Genomic DNA, 20,930 nt, shown 5'->3' on the forward strand with positions numbered 1-20,930 from the left:
TCCAATACAATAGTTCAAACTTCGTATATAATTAACAATGACATATGATGCTGTATGACTACATAACTATCGCGAGGTGCACTAGACTTATGCCAACCATCTACGACTTTACCGTAACCAGAACCAGTGGAGAGCGTTTCCCGCTCTATCAATATGAAGGAAAACCTGTGCTCATCGTAAACACGGCAAGTAAATGTAAATATACGCACCAGTTTGATGACATGCAGAAGCTGTATGACCAGTACAAGGATCAAGGGCTTCAGATTATTGGTTTCCCGTGTAACCAGTTTGCAGAGCAAGAGCCTGGAAGCAGTTCGGAAGCGGAATCCTTTTGTCAGATTAACTATGGTGTGAAATTTCCGATGTTCTCCAAACTGGATGTGAATGGAGAAGCGGCGCACCCGCTCTACGACTTTTTGAAAAGATCAGGGCCTTTTGCTGGCTTTGATGAAACAGATATACAGGCCAAATTATTGAAATTAATGGTGGCTGAGAAGGCACCAGAATGGTTACACGGCGATGCAATCAAATGGAATTTCACGAAATTCCTGATTGATGCAGAGGGTCGTGTGGTCAGACGCTTCGAACCTATCGACTCCATCGACGAGATTCAAGAGAGTATTAAACAGCTTCTATAATTTCACTTTCATATATCCTACAGGGGCATGACACAAATCGTTTCCCTCTTCCGAACAGGAGGTGCATGAATGTGCCGAGCATGATGCAATTTAGTGCTTCACTGGAGTATAGTTACCGATCCACTAGCACGTTTAACCCAGGCAAGTCAGATGGATTCCATTCACATCCACATTATGAGATTTATTATTTTCATGATGGAGAATGTACTTACATCATAGGGGACCGGGTATATAACCTGGAGCCGGGTGATCTGGTGCTGATGCATGGCTTGACTCTTCATCGACCGCATCCGAAACCAGGCAGTGCTTATGAGCGAAGCACACTGCATTTTGATCCGTCTGCAATCCGCAGCAGCCTGCATCCGGACCGTATGGCTGAGGTCTTGAGGCCATTTGAAGAACTCAGAAATTGCCGGGTCAATCTGAAGGGAGATAGCCGCTTTGAATTCGAAGCTCTATTGCATGATCTTCATCGTCTGTCTCAAAGTCAGAGCAATTTCAGGCAAGAGCGAATGAATGTCAGACTGTGTGATCTGTTGTATTTTGTAGCAGAGATCTGCCAGGGTGATGTCCAGGAACAACTTCCCTCATCGGAGAGAGAGCGGCATGTCCAACACATTATTCGTTATGTGGATACCCATTATATGAAGGACATTGGTCTGGATGATTTGGCACTGGAATTACATCTGTCCAAGCCATATCTGGCAGGCATGTTTAAGGAAATGACAGGTTTGACGATATTCAAATATCTGTATGACCGCCGTATCAATCAGGCGAAGCTTTTGTTTCAGTTTCAGCCTGAGATCACCGTGACAGAAGCAAGTCGATTGTCCGGTTTCAAACGCCTTTCGCATTTTAGTCGGATGTTCAAACAAAGTGTGGGATGTTCGCCTGATCTGTACCGTACCCAATTGCATCGCCAATCATAGAAGTCTTGTTTGAGCTGACCAGCTTGTCTGGTTGGCTTTTTTTGTTGATTTTCGCTTGAGGAATGCATACCACTGTGTTTAGAGGACACGCAGAACAGGTAAAGAAAGGTAATGAACCCAGAGGAGGCGAATATGAATGAAACAGCGCACACCGGATCAGAATAACAGCGATACCCATCAGGAGCAATCCCGTGACAATCCTGAACAATATAAGACAGAGCACGAAAGTCTGCTTGACAGATATGAAGAAGAACAGACTGTAGATCCAATTCCGATGGAAGATCTGAATATGGAGGCTCAGGAAGAGAAGAATAAAGACCAGACAAAAAGCAACTCGTCTACTGAAGAGAAATACCGGGCGGATTATCGTAAAAAGACGGGCGAAGGATAATTTCAATTGCTGTATTGGGCAAACTTGTTGAATTGTTTTCGGTGAATGTATATTTAGTGAAAATAAATTAGTTTGTTGACTAATGTATGTTACTATATTATAGTTACTGTGTTGGCAATTGAAAAAAAATTGGGAGGCGATTAAGAATGACAACTTTTTTTGATGCGTTGAAAAACAGAAGATCTTATTATGGGATCAGCAAGGAATCTACAATTTCGGATGCTAAAATCCAGGAAATCGTAGAAGAAGCGGTGAAATATACACCAACTTCCTTTAACTCACAAACATCCCGTGCCGTTGTATTGCTCGGTGAACAACATGATAAATTGTGGAATCACACAGAAGAAATTTTGCGTGAAGTGGTAGGCAATGAAGAAGCCTTCAAATCCACAGCAGAGAAAATGACTGGATTCCGCAGCGGATATGGTACGGTTCTCTTCTTCGAAGATAACAATGCGATCGCACAGCTTCAACAAAATTTTGCAGCTTATGCAGATAACTTCCCAATCTGGGCTAACCAATCCAACGGCATGTTGCAACTGGTAATCTGGACTGCTCTGGAACAAGAAGGTCTGGGTGCATCTTTGCAGCACTACAACCCGTTGATTGATGAGAAAGTGAAGCAAGAATGGAGCATTCCTGAGAACTGGAGATTGATCGCTCAGATGCCATTTGGTAAACCAACGGCAGCACCGGGTGAGAAAGAATTCCAACCCATTGAAGAGCGCGTAAAAGTACACAAGTAGACTTCGCATTTCCCAACATTTAACCACATACGGCCTCGCTTTAATTTGATACGATGATAGTTGATCGTAATCCAATGAAGCGAGGCTTTTTGATGTGAATAATAGATTAAAAGACATAACAAACCAACGGATATGGAAAATAGCTTTATGCGGGTTATTAACACTTGGATCGGTGGCTGGATACGGCTCTACCGTTCAGGCTGCAAGCGTGCAGCAACAGTTTCAGGATACGCACACCAGTTACGCTAAGGATGCCATTACACATCTGGTGGCCAAAGGTATTGCTGCCGGTACGTCAGAGACTACGTTTGAACCGAAGAAAGCCGTTACTCGTGCAGAGTTTGCGACGTTTGCGGTTAGATTGCTAGGTTTGAAGTCCGTAAAAAATAATATAAATCCCTATCAGGATATAAGCATGAATGCTTGGTATTACGGCAACGTTGCCGCCATGACGAATCTTTTTATTTTGGAAGGAAAGGGTCAGGGAACGTTCCAGCCTAATGCTTCCATTACGCGTGAAGAAGCGGCTGCCCTTCTTGTGCGAATGTTAAAACAACAACCCGTAGAGACATCACTCTTATCTTCAACGTATTTCGATGCAGCGGATATCTCGGACTGGGCACGTCCTTATGTGCAGACAGTATATCAACTTGGACTAATGCGGGGAAGCGGAGGCGTGTTCCGACCACATGACCAGGTAACGCGGGAAGAAGCAGCCGTCATGCTTGATGCCATTTTACAAAAGAAAACATGGTCTGAGCAGTTACAACGTGGGGATGAACTTGGCGTTCAGCTGGGCTGGCAATATAACTCCACTACAGCTGAGTTCAAGAAGCAAGTGGAACAGTCTGAAGTGAATACGCTTGTCCCGCGCTGGTTTTTCCTGAACAGCAGTATGAAAGTAACTGATCACGCAGACCCTGCATTGATTTCCTGGGCATCCGCCACCGACAGGCAGCTATGGCCATTACTTGGGAATCGTTCCGATTCGGCACTTACGCATCAGATGTTATCCAGTTCGGCCAACCGAGCGGCAGTGATCTCACAGGTAGCCGCTTATGTCAAAACCTATAAACTGGACGGCATTAACGTGGACTTCGAGAATGTCGATCCTGTGGATCGTGAAGGATTAACGGCATTTGTCACCTCGTTGACGGCAACGTTGCACGCACTGGGTGCAGTTGTCTCCGTGGATGTATCGCCAGACCTGGGTACAGATTGGACGGATGCATTTGATTATGCCAAGCTGGGCGCTGTATCGGATTATATGGTGCTGATGGGATATGAGGAACACTGGAATGGTGATCCAAAAGCAGGGTCTGTGGCCTCTCTTCCATGGGTGGAAAAAGCTTTGGATACCATGCTCTCCGAGGTGGTACGTGCCAAAACAATTTTGGCCCTTCCGTTATATACACGGGACTGGTCTTCCGTTAATCCAGCAACCAGTTCTTGGGACATTACACTGGCAGAGCAGGGAATGCGTGCGCATGCTACGGGATCTGTAAGACGATGGGATGCAACTCTGGTTCAATATATTATTGGGTACAACAGTAACGGTATGCCAAGATATATATGGGCAGAGGATAGTCGTTCTTTATCAGCCAAAGTGTTAATGAGTGAGCAACGGCAAATTGCTGGACTGGCTTACTGGTATATGGGCGGCGAAACAGCCGATGTATGGAACGCCATTTCAAATGCTTCGCGATTTGAATCGTATAACTTCTAAATATTCATGAATTTGATAGACTCAAGCGAACCGGGATGTTGCCGGATGGTTTGGGTCTGTTTGTTTTGGTATAAGATAAGCAATATGAGGAATCGTTTAAGCTTGGCTGAACGGTTTAATGTATATAAGGACAAAATATATATATATTGAGCTAAACATTTACACAATAACGGAGAGGACAGAAAGAGCCTGAAGAAGCGAAGCGTGCGCCTAAAAGCTTTCTGAAAGAAAGCTGCATCGAAAGCATACGCTTATCTCCGGATTTACCCTTTGTAAAAGGTATTAAAAAAATCTGGGGATAACAGCGATCGGAAGGTTGTTCTGTCATCGGAGTGACCAATGTAAATATTCTTTAGTTCAATGTATATAGTTCAGGAGGAGAAGAAGCATGCGAGAGGTTGATTGCATAATTGTAGGTGGAGGGCTCGCAGGGCTTCAGGCAGCCATTCAGCTTGGACGTTATTCAGCTCATCAGGTGTTGGTAATCGACGCGGGAGAAGGCAGATCGACGTTGTGCCGGACTTATCATAATATCCTCGGTTTCCCCGATGGGGTATCCGGTGAAGAGCTTAGAGAACGAGGCAGGATGCAGGCAGAGCGGACCGGTGTATCTTTTGAGAAAGACCGTATTGTTAAAGCAGGACGTCATGGAGAGAAGATCCAATTGTTCGGTACTTCAGGAACTGAATATAGGAGCAAAACCGTGTTATTGGCAACGGGGCTCACGGATAGAGTTCCGGACATTCCGGGACTAACCCCTACGCTGGGCCGAACCGTGTATGTCTGCCCTGATTGTGATGGTTATGAGATTCAGGATCAACGTACCGTACTATTGGGATCTGGCGAACCAGGTGCCAATATGGCGATGATTTTAATTCAGCGTACGAATGATCTGTTATATATCAATCATGAGCAGGCTCCCATATCTGCAGAGCTGCATCGCAGCATGAAAGAGGCGGGAGTGCGTTATCTGGAAGCGGCTGTTCAGGAAGTGCAACAGATTGAGGATGGCCATATCACCGGTGTTCTGACCGAAGATGGTCAGATCTTTGAGTCGGAGCGTGGATTTATCGCATTTGGAGGCAATCGTGTACACTATGAACTGGCGGAGCAACTTGGAGCTGTAATCGCAGATAATAAACATGTGGAAGCTGATCCACGTAGCTTGCAGGCAGCGACAAATGTGTGGATTGCCGGGGATCTGGGCCTGCACGCAGAGCAAGCAACTGTTGCGATGGGTGAAGGTTCCATTGCCGCGATCTGGATTCATAAGGCGTTACAGCAGATGACAAAGGATTCACGTTGAAATGTACCTCTGGATAAGAGGCTGATTATTCAATTATTACCAAAAAGTCCTCCCAAGCCATGCGTATGGCAGGAGGACTTTTTAAGCTAACTTTTGCTATGGAGAAAAGGATTACGCTTGTTTATCCGATGAATCCGTTGACTTGGAAGAAGACTTCTCGTCCTTTGAGTCATGTGAGAAATCTTTGCGAATGTTGTCCACGATATCACCAACCACGCCTTCGATCATATCGGTTGGTCCGGGATTATTTTTGTCTGGATGGATAACGGTATTTACTCCTGGTTCAAGTTCATCGTTTGTCTTCTCATGTTTGGTTTTATCACGCATGGGAAATTCCTCCTGGTTCGATATTGTATAAGGTGTTCATTAACATATCCAAACACCGTTACGTATATGTAAACGATTAACCGCTGTAGTACTTTTGAAACGTGTACTTGCTCATATATAGAAGATCTATACAGAATTGAACGTACTGATTAAACTTCTGCAATACGTTTATATTATAGATAACCAGTGAGTATTAAGTTTAAAGCACCAAACCAATAAACAACTATTATGCAGGAGGTTATTCAAATGAATGAAGAAAATCATGTAATCCATAAAGATGGCCAGGTTTCAACGGACAAGGTGGACAATGCAATCGAGAAGATTGCGCCGGAAGAAAGAGAACAGATTCTACAGAACTTTGATGCATTTAAAGAATATCTGGGTAAGCGAATTGCCATGGGAGAATCGATTGGACTAAGTGAGGAGCAGATGGCCAAAATTGCCGAGAAAGTAGCGGATTATCTGGCAGCTCGGGAGGAACCCCGGAATCGTGAAGAAAAACTGCTTCAGGAGCTGTGGAATGTCGGCAAGGAAGATGAACGTCACATGCTCGCTCATATGCTCGTTCGTTTGGCACAAAGCTCCACACCCAATCATTAAGATTAACATCTATGCGGGAACCTGTGACGTCTTATTCAAGGGTTTGAAAGTCCCGCAGCAAACTAAGGAATCTGAGACGCGCTATATTGGTATAAACGGCCGTTAATTTCGTGTTTCAGGGAATTTTGGCAAATAACGTGTCTCATGTTCCTTTCAAAATAAAAGGAGCGCCAGAAGAGCAAAAAAGACGTCCTGGGCTCCTTAGTTGTCTGGACCATTCGTCAGGACGAGGCAGCTTGGACTTCAAGATGTTTTGGACACAGACATCCTTCAACGTATCACTTGCCTGAGTTTAAAAGACACACCCTAGTAAAGAACCTCTGAATGGCGATGCCTTCATTGGTTCTTTGCTGTTTACGGAGACTATAGACAGAAGTAATGACGCGCATTGTAACTATTTTTAATCTGGCTGATACTTTTATAATCCCTGTTCTAAGTATGATAGGAAAAGAAAGAACGTTGGAATCGATAGTTCACATGAGCGTTTGAGAAGCAAGACTTCCGGTTAAGGAATAATAACGTTCATATTAAGGAGAGATGTTACCTATGAAGAACGCGACAAAACAATGGAAACTACGAATGATCGGTGCAGTTGTTGCTTTACTTGGTATGATTGTGCTGACTACATATTTACTTACCCCTGCGAATGCTCAAGGTAGTACGGATGCTCAACAACCTTCTGCGAAAGAAGCTCAAGTTGCAAACTCCGAGATGTTTACAGCCTATGTTGAAGGTATGCATATAGAAGACGGCAAATTGTTTATGACAGTGGACAAGATTGGCTGGTATCAGGGTGAAGAAGCCGATGCAATTTTTGCACAGCGTAATCCAGAAGCAGGTATAGACGGTGCTCCAGATGGTTACTATATTGTCAATGACAGCAAAGAGCAGGAACAAGTTGAGGTTAGTGCCAATGCTGAAGTGTTGATGCAGTTGTATGATCGGGATGGTACGATGCAGGGCGTAGACATTCAGTGGAACGAACCCGTGACATTATCCAAGTTCGAATCGTTGTATGAGAATACCCGTATTCTTGATCTGTCCGTATTCCCGTATCATCTGACGGTGCAGGATGGAAAAGTGACTAAAATTGTGCAACAATACATCCCATAAAATAAGATGAAATTCATCATTCAAGCATTCCTCCTGTTCATTGGAACGGTGAGGGATGCTTTTTGGTTATGACAAATTCATGAAAGCGATTGTAATTAATGGTAGGTACATGTATCATTATTGGAATGGCGTTTTTACATAGTTCAGGAGGAGCCTCATGCTTAAAGACATGATTGCATTAACTAAGCCCGGACTACTAAGGTTAAATGTGTTTGCGGTGGCGGTAGGATTCTGGGTAGCTTCAAAATGGGATATCAACTGGTTATCTCTGCTCATGGTCGTGATTGGATCAACTTTGGTTATTGCTTCAGCTTGTGTAATCAACAATTATTGGGATCGTGAATTGGACCAAAAGATGGAGCGCACCAAAAAAAGGATGGATTACATCAACCATCTGAAGCCAGGGTTTGTACTTGGCTATGGCATTATCCTGGGTGTTGTGGGACTAGCAGTACTGTATCTCCTGGTGAATCCGTTATCAGGCTGGATGGCACTGCTTGGGTGGTTCGCTTACATCGTGATTTACACGATGTGGTTGAAACGCAGTTCGACGTGGAGCACGTCGCTGGGTGGAATTGCGGGAGCGATGCCGCCTGTCATCGGTTATACGGCTGTAACCAATGAGATTGATGCAGGTGCCTGGTTGCTGTTTGCACTATTATTCTTGTGGCAGCCACCACACTTCTGGTCATTGGGTATTCGCCGGGTAGAGGAGTATCGCGCTGCGGGCTTCCCGTTGTTGCCAGTGGTTAAAGGGGTGAAACGCACAAAGTTTCAGATGATTCCTTATGTTTTTCTGCTGCTTCCTGCTGTATTTCTGTTGTATTATTACAACTACGTAGGTCTGGTATTTCTGATTGTATCTCTGGTCGGTGGACTGATCTGGTTCGTGCATACACTTAGCGGACTGAAGACACAGGATGATGAGAAGTGGGCAAAAGTAAACTTTCTGATCTCGGTTAATTATCTCATGCTCGTATTTATTGTCATGGTAGCAAATACGGTATGGTCTTAATTAGACGATGAACAGATCATTTTCAGAGAGATTTCACCGTTCTGTCATCGAAGTGTCCAGTGGAAATATGCTTTAGTCCATTTTTTATAACAAGCTGCATCGAATGAAAAAGCACACGATGGAATAGCGTTTGGACAACCTTAAGTTGTTACAACATATTCTCTGGGGTGCTTTTTTGGTATAATAAAACAATTGAATCATATATGTGGAAATTATATTGCAAGATGGGAAGTGACAGCATGAGTAATTTGGAACAGGCCGTACGATGGAGACAAGAAGGCAAGGTGCAGGAAGCGATTGAACTACTGCAAGAGATTACAGTCCAGGAACCCGAGAATGCCAATGTCTGGTATCAGCTCGCTTGGGCACATGATTCGCTTGGGTTAGAGCGGGAGGCTGTCCCGCATTATGAGAAGGCACTAAGTCTTGGACTTTCTGGCGAGGACAGAGCAGGTGCAATACTTGGACTAGGCAGTACATATCGAACGCTTGGACAGTATAAGCAGGCGAAGGTTTGGTTTGAAACGGGCATGAAAGAATTCCCGGCGTACCGGGAATTTGAAGTTTTCTATGCCATGGTGCTCTACAATCTGGGTGAACATGCAGAAGCGATGCAAAGACTGCTCGTGCAACTTGCGGACACATCAAGTGACAAGAGAATCAATGACTATAACAGAGCAATCCGTTACTACGCAGATCAGCTCGATCGGGTGTGGGAATAGATCGAATACACAGAAAAGGGGATGTATGAATGAACTCCAATCAAGAACTGAAACAGGTAAATGAAAGATTGGATCAGATTGAGCAAAAGCTGGATAACCTGGGAGGCAGCCAGCGGAACAAACGCTCACCTGGCGTGCGCTTCCTGATTGGTTTTGGCATCACGATTGCGATTATATCTGTACTGCTGCTGACTCTTGGTGTTATCCAATTTGTGAGTATCGGATAGGAGAAATCGATCTTAACTACAGAGCTAGTGAGTTCTCCAAATTTACATAGCAGGGCCAAGCCACTGTTGCACCTCTTCTATAAAACGTCGCGTAGCGGGCGATAGATTACCCAAAGATGGGCAGGCCATGCCAATCGTACGATAAGGATCTCCAGTGAGTGGCACGAGCGCGAGTGAATCAGTATGATTTTGAAGTACCATTTCCGGCAGCAAACTGATTCCGAGACCATTCCGGACCATCGCCATGATGGCTTGATCCTCTGCAACTTCATAGACGACATTAAGCTTGGCTGCATGCTGCCGGATCAGTCGTTCAATCTCGTTATCTCCGCCCCACTTGGGCAGAATAAAGGGTTGCTCCAGCAGAATATCAAACGAAACAGACTCCTCTGAGGCGAGAGGATGATCCAGAGGCAGGATACACATCATCCTGTCTTTTTGCAATGGGATCGTCTCAAAAGGTGATGAATCGCCGAGGGACAGAAATCCAAGATCGATAGCACCTCCAGCCAACCAGCCCTCAATCTCAGCATAATCACCTTCCCACAGCTTAATCTCAATTCCGGGATGACGCAGACGAAATTGTTTCAGGATGCCCGGCAACCACTGTGTGGACACACTGGCGAAAGTACCAATACGCACGGTACCAATCTCCGCGCCGCGAATGAGGGAGATTTCCTGATTCATGAGTTCCGTCCAGCGCAGAATTTCACGGGTGTATCCCAGAATACGTTCGCCTTCAGCGGTAACACGCACACCGGAGCGGCCGCGATGGAGCAGTGAAAAACCACATTCTGTCTCAAGACTTGCGATGGCATGGCTGACTGCGGATTGGGTGATATTCAGAGCTTCAGCTGCTTTGGTGAGACTGCCATACTCCACAACGGTATTCAAAATTTCGTATTTGATCAGTGACATGAATGGTTCCGTTCCTTCCCATTTTCGATACATGAGTTTATTTCATATAATACATTATAAATATTCATTTTTATAATGCAAAGAGATCGTTTATACTTGCCAAGGCGAGTTACTTTGACGCACGATCACACAGATCAGAATACATAGAATGAAGGTTGAAGCAAGATGAATGGTGTACAGGTTAATCAAGGTCAGGCAACAAGAAGAGCGGACATACAGATGCTGCTCGCAACGGTCATATGGGGATCATCCTATCTGTTTATGAAATCGGGCCTGGAGTCCATGCAAGAATTGAATCTGGTCGCATTTCGTTTTGGAATTGCCTTTATTGCCGCAGGACTTCTTTTTCATCGGCGGTTGTTTAAGATGGATCGCAGAACACTTGTGGCAGGAGCGATTATGGGGACAGCTTTATTCGCTGCATTTGTATTCATCACCTATGGTGTGCAACGAACAACGACATCGCAGGCGGGATTCCTGATAAGTTTGGCCGTTATTTTTGTACCGATCCTAACGACCATCCAGCATCGTCGTATGCCAGACAAACGATTGACGCTCAGTATCCTGGTTGCAGTTACCGGGCTTGGCTTGTTGACGCTTCAACATGAGCTTAGTCTGCACACGGGAGATATTCTCTGCATACTAGCAGCACTTGTGTATGCCATCTATATCATGATTGCTGGCAAGTTCACACCGAAGCATGATCCATTAACATTAGGGACAGTTCAATTGGGTGTTGCGGCGGTGTGGGGAATTGCAGCTACATTTATGCTGGAGACGCCACGTATGCCCGATACGGCTGAATCCTGGGCAGCCATTCTCGGGTTAGGTGTTTTGTGTAGTGGCTTGGGGTATATTCTGCAGACACTCGCGCAGCGTCATGCCTCTCCTACAAGAACAAGTCTGATTTTTTCACTCGAACCACTATTTGCAGCAGCCTTTGCATTTACCTTTCAAGGAGAGTCGCTAACGTTGCAAGGGTATGCAGGAGCAGCTTTGATGTTGGTCGGTGTTCTGATCACAGAGATCAAACTTCCACAGCCTATCTTCTGGCGCAGAAAACGCCCGGTTTTACAGTCGGAACTCGGCGATCAGGGAGCACCAAGTGTATAATTGGAGACAAAGGGTCCTTTCGTCATCTTCTATGAAGGTGGGGAGAGGGCCTTTTTTGGTTATGTCGTACACCTTGTGAAACAGATAAACATCTACCTAACAAAAACAAAATAACATAACCTTGTTTTGTTGATTTTTATTTTTTATGCTACACTGAATGGAAAATTAGGAAAAACGGGTGAGTAGGATGGCCAAAAGAGTAACGATGCAGCAAATTGCGGATGCTGCGGGGGTGTCCAAATTCGCAGTCTCCCGTGCGCTGACGGGCAAGCCTGGTGTGAGTGAGCATACACGCGAGATGATTGTCAGAACAGCGGGGCAGCTCGGGTATTTCAGAACTGAGCCTAAGCGTTATCCGGGCGAGACACAGATATCAACGGAGATGAAGCCAGAAGCGGAGCGACAAGGCACGATATTGATTTTGTTTCCCAACATTCGTTCTCAGAATCGATCTTCCTTATACTGGGGTCCAGTGTTTGATGGCATTTCTGAGAGGCTGAATGAGAAGGGAATGGATATTCTAACGCTGACAGAACCCTCTTCAGATCGGATGTTCTCGGTCCTTAATCCCGACGCAATCAGCGGAGTCATTACCGTGGGCACCATCTCGACATCGGTATTGCTTGAGATTTACAGGCTGCGTATTCCGCTTGTCATGGTGGATCATGAAGACCCTGCCATATACGCTGACTCGGTTTTTACGGACAATATGAAGTGTATGAAAGAACTGGTTCTGATGCTCGTTGGAAAAGGGTATAGAAAGTTCCAGTTTGCCGGGAAACTGCCCGATGCGGCAAGTTTTAGAGAACGCTGGCTTGGATATCGTACGGTGCTGGAAGAGAAGCAGTTGGAGGGGGAACAGCAAGAAGGGTTGCTGGGACCAGAGTATGATGAGATCCGGAGATCCATTGCTGGAATGGAGCTGGAGGATATCCCTGAAGTATTCGTGTGTGCAAATGACCATACAGCTGTCATTGTCATTCAGGCACTCCAAAGTCGAGGCATTCAGGTGCCTGAACGCTGTGCCGTAACCGGATTTGACAATACGCAGACGGAAGAACCCATTCTTGCTTCGGTACATATTAACAAAGAGAATCTGGGAACGAGAGCAGTAGATCAGCTATTGTGGCGGATCAAACACCTGGATGAACCATATGAACGCAAGCTGATATATTCGGAATTAATTATTCGTAATGAATATAACGCCAGTATACAGTAATGGGATATGAACTTACGGGCTTATTTTAACAATGATCATATGGGTAAATGAAATCAGGTGAAAGACATGGAGAGGTTAGAGCTTCATGTCTTTTTGTTATGCAGAAACCATTTAACAAATTAAATTACAAAACAGATTGACTATAAGAAGTAAATCGTGTTAATTTTGTTTTGTAAGTTATTCGTTTTTATAATAACAAAACCTAACAAAATAATGTTTACCAACTCTAACAACAATGGAGGCTGTCATGAGCACAATACAATCACATGTTTTTCAGAATTGGACGTTCAAGGCTTGCGAAGATCAAGAGTGGATGCCGGCTCAGGTGCCCGGCTGTGTGCATACAGATTTGCTGAAGCTGGGCAAGATTCCAGATCCTTTTTATGGAACGAACGAAAAGGAAGTACAATGGATTGATAAGATAGATTGGGAATATCAGACGGAATTTGACGTTGCCGAAGGGTTGTTCTCGCAGGAACATCTGGAACTGGTGTTTGATGGTCTGGATACATATGCGGATGTGTATGTGAATGATGTGCATGTGTTATCAGCAGATAATATGTTCCGAGTATGGAAGGCGGATGTGAAGGCGGTATTGAAGGGAAACGGGAACATTCTCCGAATACGTTTTCGGTCTCCAATTCAGGAAGATCTGCCGAAGCTGGAGAAGCTCGGATATGCATTACCTGCATCCAATGATCAGTCCGATGTTGGCGGACTTGGCGACAAGAGAGTAAGTATTTTTGCACGTAAAGCCCCGTATCACTATGGTTGGGACTGGGGTCCGCGATTTGTAACCAGTGGGATCTGGCGTGAAGCACGTCTTGAAGGTTGGACACAGGTACGAATCAATGATGTATATATCCAGCAAAATGAAGTAAGCGCTACCTCAGCTTCATTAACTGCTGTTGTGGAAGTCGAGACATCACAAGCGGTAGATACGATTATTCGTATCGGCGCAGATGGACAGAGATGGGAAAGATCCGTATCGCTACAACCTGGAACTCAGACTGTGGAGATTCCAATCTCCATGGATGAACCGAAACTGTGGTGGAGCCGTGGGCTTGGTGATCCGCATATGTACACTTTCCTTACCGAAGTGCTTCAAGGTGAGCGAGCTGTGGCTGAATCTACAGTGAAGACTGGGCTTCGTTCCATTCGGCTGGTACGTGACAAAGATGAAGCGGGAGCATCCTTTTATTTTGAATTAAACGGGGTTGCGGTCTTTGCCAAAGGGGCCAATCACATTCCGAATGATAGCTTCATCACTGAAATTACTCATGAACGTTATCGTCATGAGATCGTATCCGCAGCCGAATCCAACATGAATATGTTGCGTGTGTGGGGTGGCGGAATCTATGAGCAGGATGTGTTCTACGAACTGTGTGATGAATACGGAATCCTGGTATGGCAAGACTTCATGTTTGCATGCAGCATGTATCCAGGAGATGAAGCGTTCCTGAACAGTGTGAGACATGAAGCCATTGATAATGTGAAACGTCTGCGCAATCATCCAAGTATTGCACTCTGGTGTGGGAACAACGAGATTGATTCGGCATGGGCTCACTATGTTGAGAATGGTGGCTGGGGTTGGAAAAAGGAATTTACTGCCGAGCAGCGTGAAAGCATCTGGGCCGATTACGAAGCCATCTTCCATGATCTGCTGTCAGAAGTGGTTGAAGCGTATGCTCCAGGTGTGGATTACTGGCCTTCTTCACCACTTGTATCCCTGACAGGGGATGAGACGCAGCATGCGCACCCGTCCACAGCCGAAGGGGATATCCACTACTGGGGTGTGTGGCACAATGTAGAACCATTCGAGAACTATAACGTGCATGTGGGTCGTTTCATGAGTGAATACGGATTCCAGTCTTTCCCGGAGTACAAGTCAGTACGCACTTACGCGGAAGAAGAGGATCTTGCTCTGGAATCGGAAGTCATGCTTGCACATCAGAAGAATGGGGCAGGCAATCGCCTGATCAAACAGTACATGGATATGTACATGCATGAATCGAAGGACTTCCCATCGTTCCTGTATATGAGCCAGGTGCTTCAGGCCGAAGCGATGAAGACAGCGATCGAGGCACACCGTCGCCGCAAACCATTCTGCATGGGCACACTTTACTGGCAAATGAATGATTGCTGGCCGGTGGCTTCATGGGCAGGTATGGACTACCTTGGTCGCTGGAAAGCATTGCAATATTATGCGAAACGCAGCTTCAGCGATGTGTTGGTATCGGTAGATGGAACAAAAGAAGATACAACAGATATATATATCATTTCGGATCAATTACAACCTGTAATAGGGCAGTTACAGATTCGTTTGCTCGGGTTCGATGGAACGGTGCATCGTAATGAAATACATGACGTGACCTTGGCATCTAATACAGGAGATCAAGTGCTGTCATTACGTAACGCGGAGTGGCTTGAAGGTCATGATACAGCTAACACGCTGCTGCGCCTGGATCTGAAACAGGAAGGTGCGGCGAATATTGTACAGGAACACTATTTTGTACCGTCCAAAGACCTTGCTCTGCAGCCTGCAAACATCAATGTAAGCGGGGGAGCGGATGAGAACGGCGTTCATCTGGTACTGGAAAGTGATGTGCTTGCTAAACAGGTATGGCTATCTTCGGATGTGGAGGGTGTCTTCTCAGATAACTTCTTCGACTTGATTCCTGGCATTCCGGTGAAGGTGCACTTTACGTCCAGAGAGGGAATGCAGTCTAATGATGTGATATCAAATCCGGGACCGATCGAGGTTCGATCCATGATTGATTTTATTCGTTTGACCTAGAAGACACGGTTGGAGTCTCTCGTAAGAGAGATTTCAACCGTTTTTTTATCCTGACCCCATTTATATATCGTAATGGTTTCGTAATACTTCGCTTAGAGAATCGTAAGCTGTCTTGCTTATTGTAATCCATGTAAGTAATAAACGAATGGAGAGTGATAAGAATGATGAAAACAAATAAGAGCAAAAAAGTGATGGTAGCAGCGGTATTGATGATGTCTATGGCCTTTTCTGGATTGGCAAGTGCTGCAGATATGAAAACGATTAAAAAGGATGGCATGGAGCTTGTTCAATTGAGACAGGCGGCGAAAATGTATGATTACAGCATTATGTGGGACAGCAAGGATAGATCTGTAACTTTGATGTATATGGGCCAAATGGATGACATGAAGATGAAAGACGACAACATGATGGAAGATGACATGAAGATGAAAGACGACAACATGATGGAAGATGACATGAAGATGAAAGACGACAACATGATGGAAGACGACATGAAGATGAAAGATGACAACATGATGGAAGACGACATGAAGATGGAAGAAACGATGATGCCTGCGGGGAAAACGATAAAATTGTGGATTGGATCGAAAAAAATCATGGTAGACGGTATGCAAGTTAACTTGAAATCGATGCCTGTCATCCATGAAGGGAATTCGTATGCGGCTGAGTCTGTAATTAAACAATACATGATGCCAGCCATGGGAATGAAGTAATTTAAGGGCTAAGCATCGCCATCACCATATGATATGATTGGCTCAAATGTATTTTCTGGAATATGGGGTGGGTTCGTTTGAATGAATGTGTACTGGTTGCCGATGATGATACAAATATTACGGACGTTTGTCGCAGGTATCTGGAACGGGAAGGTTATCTTGTCGTGACGGCTAAGGACGGTTTGGAGGCTATTGAGCTGTGGCGCAGCCAAACGCCAAGCTTGATTGTGCTCGACCTGATGATGCCACATAAGAATGGCTGGGAAGTTTGCAACGAGATTCGGCAAACTGAGGATGTGCCCATTGTAATGCTGACGGCCCGTGGTGAGGAACAGGACCGTCTGATGGGACTGACGATGGGGGCGGATGATTATCTGACCAAACCATTTAGTCCGAGAGAACTTGTTTTGCGTGTGAAGGCAATCCTGCGGAGAATGCGAACCGCGCAGGCATCACCTGTAACAACATCTGAATATACGATCAATTATGAAGGGCTTACCATTGATTTTACCAAGCGTGAAGTGCACATCAGCGGGCAGGCCATTGAATTGACCGTTACAGAGTTTGAGATGTTGTATTTGCTGGCAAGTCACCCGGGTCAGGTGTTCTCCCGTAATCAGATGTTAAGCAAGATTTGGGATTTTAGCTATGAGGGAGATACAACAACGGTGACTGTACATGTTCGGAGACTACGAGAGAAGATCGAACAGAATCCTTCTGATCCAAAATATATTAAAACAGTTTGGGGTATAGGCTACAAGTTTGCGGGTGGCAGTTCATGAAACTTCGCACATACTTGGTGTTGTCCAGTCTCACAGGCATTGGCGTATTATTAATTTGTTTGTTCATCAGTTATTCCAAAATGCTGCTTACGATCGAACAATTGTATTGGTTATCGGCTATAACGGCAGGGGTAGGCTTACTTTCGTTTATTCTTCAATATTTGCTGACTAAGCCATTAGAGAAATCAATTGCGCGAATTACACAGCAGACGATACGAATTGCCGAAGGGGATTTCCATACGGAAGTCCCTCTCATCGGTACGCAGGAATTTAGGCTCCTGGCACAGCAATTTAATGAAATGAGTTCCAAGCTGAAGGAAAGCTTTGATCATCTGCATCACTCAGAAACTGCCAGACGAGAGTTGATCGCCAATGTTTCCCATGATTTACGGACTCCCTTGGCATCCATTCAGTCATTCGTCGAAGCGTTGGAGGATGATGTCATTAAGGATAAAGAAACCTTTCAACGTTACCTGAACACGATACGACTTGAAACGAAGCGTTTGGGAGGGCTTATTCAAGATTTGTTCGAATTATCCAGCCTGGAAGCGCAAGGGGAGGTATTTGAGCCTCAACCTTGTCACGTCGATGAGTTGCTGCTCAGTACGTTGGAGAGTTTTTCGTTTCACCTCGCCGAGAAAACGCTGAACGTTGAAATCGATTTGCCCGATAAATTACCAGCCGCGGTCATGATGCCTGCACAAATGAAGCGGGTCCTTTCCAATTTGCTGCAAAATGCCATTCAATACTCTTCTATTGAAGGAAAAATCATTCTGGCTGCCGAAGAGAAGGGGCCGTTTATACGAATTTCAGTTACGGATGAAGGGGGAGGCATTGAAGCGGAGGAAACTTCGCGTATATTTGAACGTTTTTATCGAATTGACAAATCACGCAGCAAGAGCAATGGGGGGGCCGGGCTTGGCCTTGCCATCGCTCAATCAATTGTTGAACTCCATGGTGGCGAGATCGGGGTTCAGAGTACAAAAGGAGAAGGAAGCTGCTTCTGGTTCACACTTCCGATCTACGTCAGTCGTTAACCTTGGTTAATCAAACGCAGTATTTATTCAGGTGGTGAATGACTTGACCAGTGATTTAGTATTCCTTTTCGGCGTTTTTGGTGCAGGATTGTTATCGTTTTTTGCGCCATGTATTCTGCCACTGATCCCGGTATACGTATCTTATCTGTCGGGAAGTATGGTCAACGCTACGAATCAGCAACAGCCTGACACCAATTCGGTTCGGTTGCGGTCTACACTTGTTTTGCGGACATTTTTATTTGTTCTTGGGCTGTCCCTGGTATTTGTTTTACTCGGTTTTGGTTCGGGCATCGTTGGTAATTTGATCACAAGTCCTGTGTTTATTGCCATCTGCGGAGCCATCGTGGTGCTTTTTGGGATTTATCAAACCGGGTTGATCCGGCTATCCTGGCTGGAACGGGAGAGAAAGCTGTCAAACAATCAAGCCAAACGGGGAGGGTATGTCGGAGCGTTCCTGTTGGGTCTGACGTTTAGTTTTGGCTGGACGCCTTGTATCGGGCCTGTGCTGGCGGCCATTCTTGGTATCGCCGCAGGAGAAGGCTCTCCACTGTATGGCGGGTTTCTCATGTTCCTGTATACCCTTGGGTTAGCGATTCCCTTTCTGATTCTGTCCGTTTTTTCGGAATATGTTATGAAGCGGATACGTCGTTTATACAGGTACATGGGTGTCATCAAAATAACTTCCGGCTGTATTCTTATTATCATGGGACTATTGTTAATGACAGACCGACTAAACAGCTTGGTGACCTGGTTTCAATAATCATTGGAGGAATTTGGTATGAAGATGGCACGGAAATGGATGGTATCTGTAATCGTATTTGCTGGAGTCCTGTTGATCTTGAGCGGATGTGGATCACAGCAAACTGAATCAAAACAAACGGGGTCATCATCAACCCCAGCATCAACATCTGATATGAGTTCGTCAACGATGATGAACAAGGGAGAGACGGCTCCTGAATTTTCATTGCTTGATCTGAAAGGAAACACGGTTGGACTTTCTGATGTTCAAGGCAAGAAAGTGTATGTGAAATACTGGGCTTCCTGGTGTTCCATCTGCCTTGCGGGTTTGGAAGACCTGAACAATCTAGCTGGTCAAGACAATGATTTTCAAGTCATTACGATTGTGACGCCAGACTACAAAGGGGAGAAATCCTCCCAAGCGTTTACCGAATGGTTTGACCAACAGCCGTATGATAACATAACTGTTCTTTTGGATGAGAAAGGTGTATGGGCCAAGGAATTTGGCGTAAGAGCGTATCCTAGTTCCTTTTATATTGGCTCTGATGGTATTTTAACGAAATCGCAGCCAGGGCATGCATCCAATGAACAGATCATGGAATCATTACAAGAGATTTTGTGAGAAGGGAGGAAGTGTCATGAAAAGGACGCTGCTCGGCTTGTGCCTCCTTGTTATAGCGATAGTTGTGTCTGCTTGTGGAAACAGGGCTGAGAGCCATTCAGCTTCATCTTCATCTTCGATATCCACTCAACCTGTCAAGGCATCGAGTGTCTCCGAGGAAAACCTGAGTAACTTGTACTTGGCAGGAGGCTGCTTCTGGGGTGTGGAGGCATATATGGCTCGTATTCCGGGGGTTCAGGATGTGACTTCCGGTTATGCCAACGGTGAAGGAGAGAATCCAACCTATGAGGAGGTTATTCGCGGGGACCGGGGGTTTGCGGAGACGGTTCATGTAAAATATGATCCGCAGCAAGTTTCTTTGCAGAAATTGCTTGAATCTTATTTTCGAGTTATTGATCCTACCAGCTTGAATAAGCAGGGCAATGATCGTGGCGTTCAGTATCGGACTGGCATATATTATACGTTGCCTGAAGATGCCAAAATCATTGAGCATGCTGTAGCGGTAGAGCAAGAAAAATATGACCAACCCATTGTAACGGAAGTGATGCCTCTGCAGAATTATTATTTGGCGGAGGAGTACCATCAGGATTATTTGGAAAAAAATCCGAACGGATATTGTCACATTGATATGACTGTCCTGGATGACCTGGAGATTGGAATTGATCCGGCTCAATATCCACGTCCAACAGATGAACAATTAAAGGAACAATTAACAGACGAACAGTATGCGGTTACGGTAAACAATGATACGGAGCATGCGTTCAGTAACGAATACTGGGATAATGAGGAGCCCGGTCTGTATGTGGATATTGCAACGGGAGAGCCGTTATTCACCAGCCTGGATAAGTACGATTCCGGTTGCGGGTGGCCAAGTTTTACAAAACCGATTGTACCTGAGGTTGTTACCTATACAACGGATACGAGCTTTGGGATGGAGCGCACGGAGGTACGAAGCCGGGCAGGTGACATCCACCTCGGTCATGTGTTCGATGATGGTCCCGAAGATCGCGGCGGCAAACGTTACTGCATTAACAGTTCATCGATCCGGTTTATTCCGTTAGACAAGATGGAGGAAGAACGATACGGGTATTTATTGTCTTTTGTCGAGTAAAGAAGGGCAGCTGACTTTATCAAAAGATAATAAGGCCATAATTTTAGAACGGTTGAGATCTCTCTATGAGGGATTTCGACCGTTTTTTGTTCTGCGGCATCTAACAAAAACGGAGGTAGGCTTCTAAGATGGTTCCATCA

Annotated in this window: 22 protein-coding genes; 20 read left to right on the forward strand and 2 right to left on the reverse strand. The window is 45.2% G+C overall.

The genetic code is table 11. The features are described 5' to 3' along the window. Positions 1 to 89 precede the first annotated feature (89 nt). The 6 genes from ACE04G_RS20070 (at position 90) to ACE04G_RS20095 (ending at position 5,736) form a co-directional block, all read left to right on the forward strand. Positions 90 to 638, forward strand: a complete 549-nt coding sequence (locus ACE04G_RS20070; protein ID WP_076216217.1) for a glutathione peroxidase — start codon at positions 90 to 92, stop codon at positions 636 to 638. Positions 639 to 703: 65 nt separating this feature from the next. Further along, positions 704 to 1,567, forward strand: a complete 864-nt coding sequence (locus ACE04G_RS20075) for an AraC family transcriptional regulator (protein ID WP_339184354.1) — start codon at positions 704 to 706, stop codon at positions 1,565 to 1,567. Between the two features lie 136 nt (positions 1,568 to 1,703). After that, a complete protein-coding gene (locus ACE04G_RS20080) occupies positions 1,704 to 1,958 on the forward strand; it encodes a hypothetical protein (protein ID WP_221825065.1) in 255 nt (84 codons plus the stop codon). 146 nt (positions 1,959 to 2,104) lie between these two features. Beyond that, positions 2,105 to 2,704, forward strand: coding sequence for a nitroreductase family protein (locus tag ACE04G_RS20085; RefSeq protein ID WP_074094703.1), 600 nt, complete (start codon positions 2,105 to 2,107; stop codon positions 2,702 to 2,704). A gap of 94 nt (positions 2,705 to 2,798) precedes the next feature. After that, entirely contained in the window at positions 2,799 to 4,430 is a 1,632-nt protein-coding gene (locus ACE04G_RS20090) for an S-layer homology domain-containing protein (protein WP_339184356.1), read from the forward strand. Positions 4,431 to 4,818: 388 nt separating this feature from the next. Beyond that, positions 4,819 to 5,736, forward strand: coding sequence for an NAD(P)/FAD-dependent oxidoreductase (locus ACE04G_RS20095; RefSeq protein ID WP_091017013.1), 918 nt, complete (start codon positions 4,819 to 4,821; stop codon positions 5,734 to 5,736). A gap of 111 nt (positions 5,737 to 5,847) precedes the next feature. Here ACE04G_RS20095 and ACE04G_RS20100 read toward each other — a convergent pair whose 3' ends face one another. Further along, positions 5,848 to 6,063: a hypothetical protein gene (locus ACE04G_RS20100; protein WP_076216209.1), complete on the reverse strand. Its 216-nt coding sequence runs from the start codon at positions 6,061 to 6,063 to the stop codon at positions 5,848 to 5,850. Between the two features lie 246 nt (positions 6,064 to 6,309). Here ACE04G_RS20100 and ACE04G_RS20105 point away from each other — a divergent pair, with 246 nt between their 5' ends. The 5 genes from ACE04G_RS20105 (at position 6,310) to ACE04G_RS20125 (ending at position 9,740) form a co-directional block, all read left to right on the forward strand. Then, the gene (locus tag ACE04G_RS20105; protein ID WP_036609024.1) at positions 6,310 to 6,663 is read left to right on the forward strand and encodes a DUF3243 domain-containing protein; all 354 of its coding nucleotides are present in this window, start codon (positions 6,310 to 6,312) and stop codon (positions 6,661 to 6,663) included. 546 nt (positions 6,664 to 7,209) lie between these two features. After that, positions 7,210 to 7,776 (forward strand): hypothetical protein, encoded by a 567-nt coding sequence (locus ACE04G_RS20110; RefSeq protein WP_221825058.1) that lies wholly within the window; start codon positions 7,210 to 7,212, stop codon positions 7,774 to 7,776. A 157-nt stretch (positions 7,777 to 7,933) separates the two neighbouring features. Continuing rightward, complete coding sequence (gene cyoE / locus ACE04G_RS20115) at positions 7,934 to 8,791, forward strand: heme o synthase (protein WP_339184361.1); 858 nt, start codon at positions 7,934 to 7,936, stop codon at positions 8,789 to 8,791. 239 nt (positions 8,792 to 9,030) lie between these two features. Further along, entirely contained in the window at positions 9,031 to 9,513 is a 483-nt protein-coding gene (locus tag ACE04G_RS20120) for a tetratricopeptide repeat protein (RefSeq protein WP_339184364.1), read from the forward strand. A 29-nt stretch (positions 9,514 to 9,542) separates the two neighbouring features. Next, positions 9,543 to 9,740, forward strand: a complete 198-nt coding sequence (locus ACE04G_RS20125) for a DUF3040 domain-containing protein (RefSeq protein ID WP_237175835.1) — start codon at positions 9,543 to 9,545, stop codon at positions 9,738 to 9,740. Between the two features lie 42 nt (positions 9,741 to 9,782). On the opposite strand, the gene ACE04G_RS20130 is transcribed toward ACE04G_RS20125, so the two are convergent. Continuing rightward, a complete protein-coding gene (locus ACE04G_RS20130; protein WP_339184367.1) occupies positions 9,783 to 10,658 on the reverse strand; it encodes a LysR family transcriptional regulator in 876 nt (291 codons plus the stop codon). Positions 10,659 to 10,823: 165 nt separating this feature from the next. On the opposite strand from ACE04G_RS20130, the gene ACE04G_RS20135 reads away from it, so the two are divergent. The 9 genes from ACE04G_RS20135 (at position 10,824) to msrB (ending at position 20,790) form a co-directional block, all read left to right on the forward strand. Further along, a complete protein-coding gene (locus tag ACE04G_RS20135; RefSeq protein WP_076216195.1) occupies positions 10,824 to 11,771 on the forward strand; it encodes a DMT family transporter in 948 nt (315 codons plus the stop codon). 187 nt (positions 11,772 to 11,958) lie between these two features. After that, complete coding sequence (locus ACE04G_RS20140) at positions 11,959 to 12,990, forward strand: LacI family DNA-binding transcriptional regulator (protein WP_449004398.1); 1,032 nt, start codon at positions 11,959 to 11,961, stop codon at positions 12,988 to 12,990. 247 nt (positions 12,991 to 13,237) lie between these two features. Next, entirely contained in the window at positions 13,238 to 15,787 is a 2,550-nt protein-coding gene (locus ACE04G_RS20145; RefSeq protein WP_449004399.1) for a beta-mannosidase, read from the forward strand. 161 nt (positions 15,788 to 15,948) lie between these two features. Next, entirely contained in the window at positions 15,949 to 16,500 is a 552-nt protein-coding gene (locus tag ACE04G_RS20150; RefSeq protein ID WP_221825040.1) for a hypothetical protein, read from the forward strand. 77 nt (positions 16,501 to 16,577) lie between these two features. After that, positions 16,578 to 17,282 carry a response regulator transcription factor gene (locus ACE04G_RS20155; RefSeq protein ID WP_427465834.1) on the forward strand — a complete coding sequence of 235 codons (705 nt, stop codon included), beginning with the start codon at positions 16,578 to 16,580 and terminating at the stop codon, positions 17,280 to 17,282. Further along, the gene (locus ACE04G_RS20160; protein ID WP_449004400.1) at positions 17,279 to 18,319 is read left to right on the forward strand and encodes a sensor histidine kinase; all 1,041 of its coding nucleotides are present in this window, start codon (positions 17,279 to 17,281) and stop codon (positions 18,317 to 18,319) included. Before ACE04G_RS20155 ends, ACE04G_RS20160 begins: the two co-directional genes overlap by 4 nt. Before the next feature lie 34 nt (positions 18,320 to 18,353). Further along, positions 18,354 to 19,079, forward strand: a complete 726-nt coding sequence (locus ACE04G_RS20165; protein ID WP_339185385.1) for a cytochrome c biogenesis CcdA family protein — start codon at positions 18,354 to 18,356, stop codon at positions 19,077 to 19,079. An 18-nt stretch (positions 19,080 to 19,097) separates the two neighbouring features. Further along, a complete protein-coding gene (locus tag ACE04G_RS20170; RefSeq protein WP_449004401.1) occupies positions 19,098 to 19,679 on the forward strand; it encodes a redoxin family protein in 582 nt (193 codons plus the stop codon). Between the two features lie 16 nt (positions 19,680 to 19,695). After that, on the forward strand, positions 19,696 to 20,790 hold the full coding sequence (gene msrB / locus ACE04G_RS20175; protein WP_449004402.1) for a peptide-methionine (R)-S-oxide reductase MsrB: 1,095 nt from the start codon (positions 19,696 to 19,698) through the stop codon (positions 20,788 to 20,790). Positions 20,791 to 20,930 lie beyond the last annotated feature (140 nt).

The sequence above is a fragment of the Paenibacillus sp. AGC31 genome (genome assembly GCF_057334655.1).

Bases quoted from the DNA above. Each gene is read 5' to 3' on its own strand.
- ACE04G_RS20070 (WP_076216217.1), top strand. From the start codon at position 90: ATGCCAACCATCTACGACTTTACCGTAACCAGAACCAGTGGAGAGCGT.
- ACE04G_RS20075 (WP_339184354.1), top strand. From the start codon at position 704: ATGAATGTGCCGAGCATGATGCAATTTAGTGCTTCACTGGAGTATAGT.
- ACE04G_RS20080 (WP_221825065.1), top strand. From the start codon at position 1,704: ATGAAACAGCGCACACCGGATCAGAATAACAGCGATACCCATCAGGAG.
- ACE04G_RS20085 (WP_074094703.1), top strand. From the start codon at position 2,105: ATGACAACTTTTTTTGATGCGTTGAAAAACAGAAGATCTTATTATGGG.
- ACE04G_RS20095 (WP_091017013.1), top strand. From the start codon at position 4,819: ATGCGAGAGGTTGATTGCATAATTGTAGGTGGAGGGCTCGCAGGGCTT.
- ACE04G_RS20100 (WP_076216209.1), bottom strand. From the start codon at position 6,063: ATGCGTGATAAAACCAAACATGAGAAGACAAACGATGAACTTGAACCA.
- ACE04G_RS20105 (WP_036609024.1), top strand. From the start codon at position 6,310: ATGAATGAAGAAAATCATGTAATCCATAAAGATGGCCAGGTTTCAACG.
- ACE04G_RS20110 (WP_221825058.1), top strand. From the start codon at position 7,210: ATGAAGAACGCGACAAAACAATGGAAACTACGAATGATCGGTGCAGTT.
- cyoE (WP_339184361.1), top strand. From the start codon at position 7,934: ATGCTTAAAGACATGATTGCATTAACTAAGCCCGGACTACTAAGGTTA.
- ACE04G_RS20120 (WP_339184364.1), top strand. From the start codon at position 9,031: ATGAGTAATTTGGAACAGGCCGTACGATGGAGACAAGAAGGCAAGGTG.
- ACE04G_RS20125 (WP_237175835.1), top strand. From the start codon at position 9,543: ATGAACTCCAATCAAGAACTGAAACAGGTAAATGAAAGATTGGATCAG.
- ACE04G_RS20130 (WP_339184367.1), bottom strand. From the start codon at position 10,658: ATGTCACTGATCAAATACGAAATTTTGAATACCGTTGTGGAGTATGGC.
- ACE04G_RS20135 (WP_076216195.1), top strand. From the start codon at position 10,824: ATGAATGGTGTACAGGTTAATCAAGGTCAGGCAACAAGAAGAGCGGAC.
- ACE04G_RS20140 (WP_449004398.1), top strand. From the start codon at position 11,959: ATGGCCAAAAGAGTAACGATGCAGCAAATTGCGGATGCTGCGGGGGTG.
- ACE04G_RS20145 (WP_449004399.1), top strand. From the start codon at position 13,238: ATGAGCACAATACAATCACATGTTTTTCAGAATTGGACGTTCAAGGCT.
- ACE04G_RS20150 (WP_221825040.1), top strand. From the start codon at position 15,949: ATGATGAAAACAAATAAGAGCAAAAAAGTGATGGTAGCAGCGGTATTG.
- ACE04G_RS20160 (WP_449004400.1), top strand. From the start codon at position 17,279: ATGAAACTTCGCACATACTTGGTGTTGTCCAGTCTCACAGGCATTGGC.
- ACE04G_RS20170 (WP_449004401.1), top strand. From the start codon at position 19,098: ATGAAGATGGCACGGAAATGGATGGTATCTGTAATCGTATTTGCTGGA.
- msrB (WP_449004402.1), top strand. From the start codon at position 19,696: ATGAAAAGGACGCTGCTCGGCTTGTGCCTCCTTGTTATAGCGATAGTT.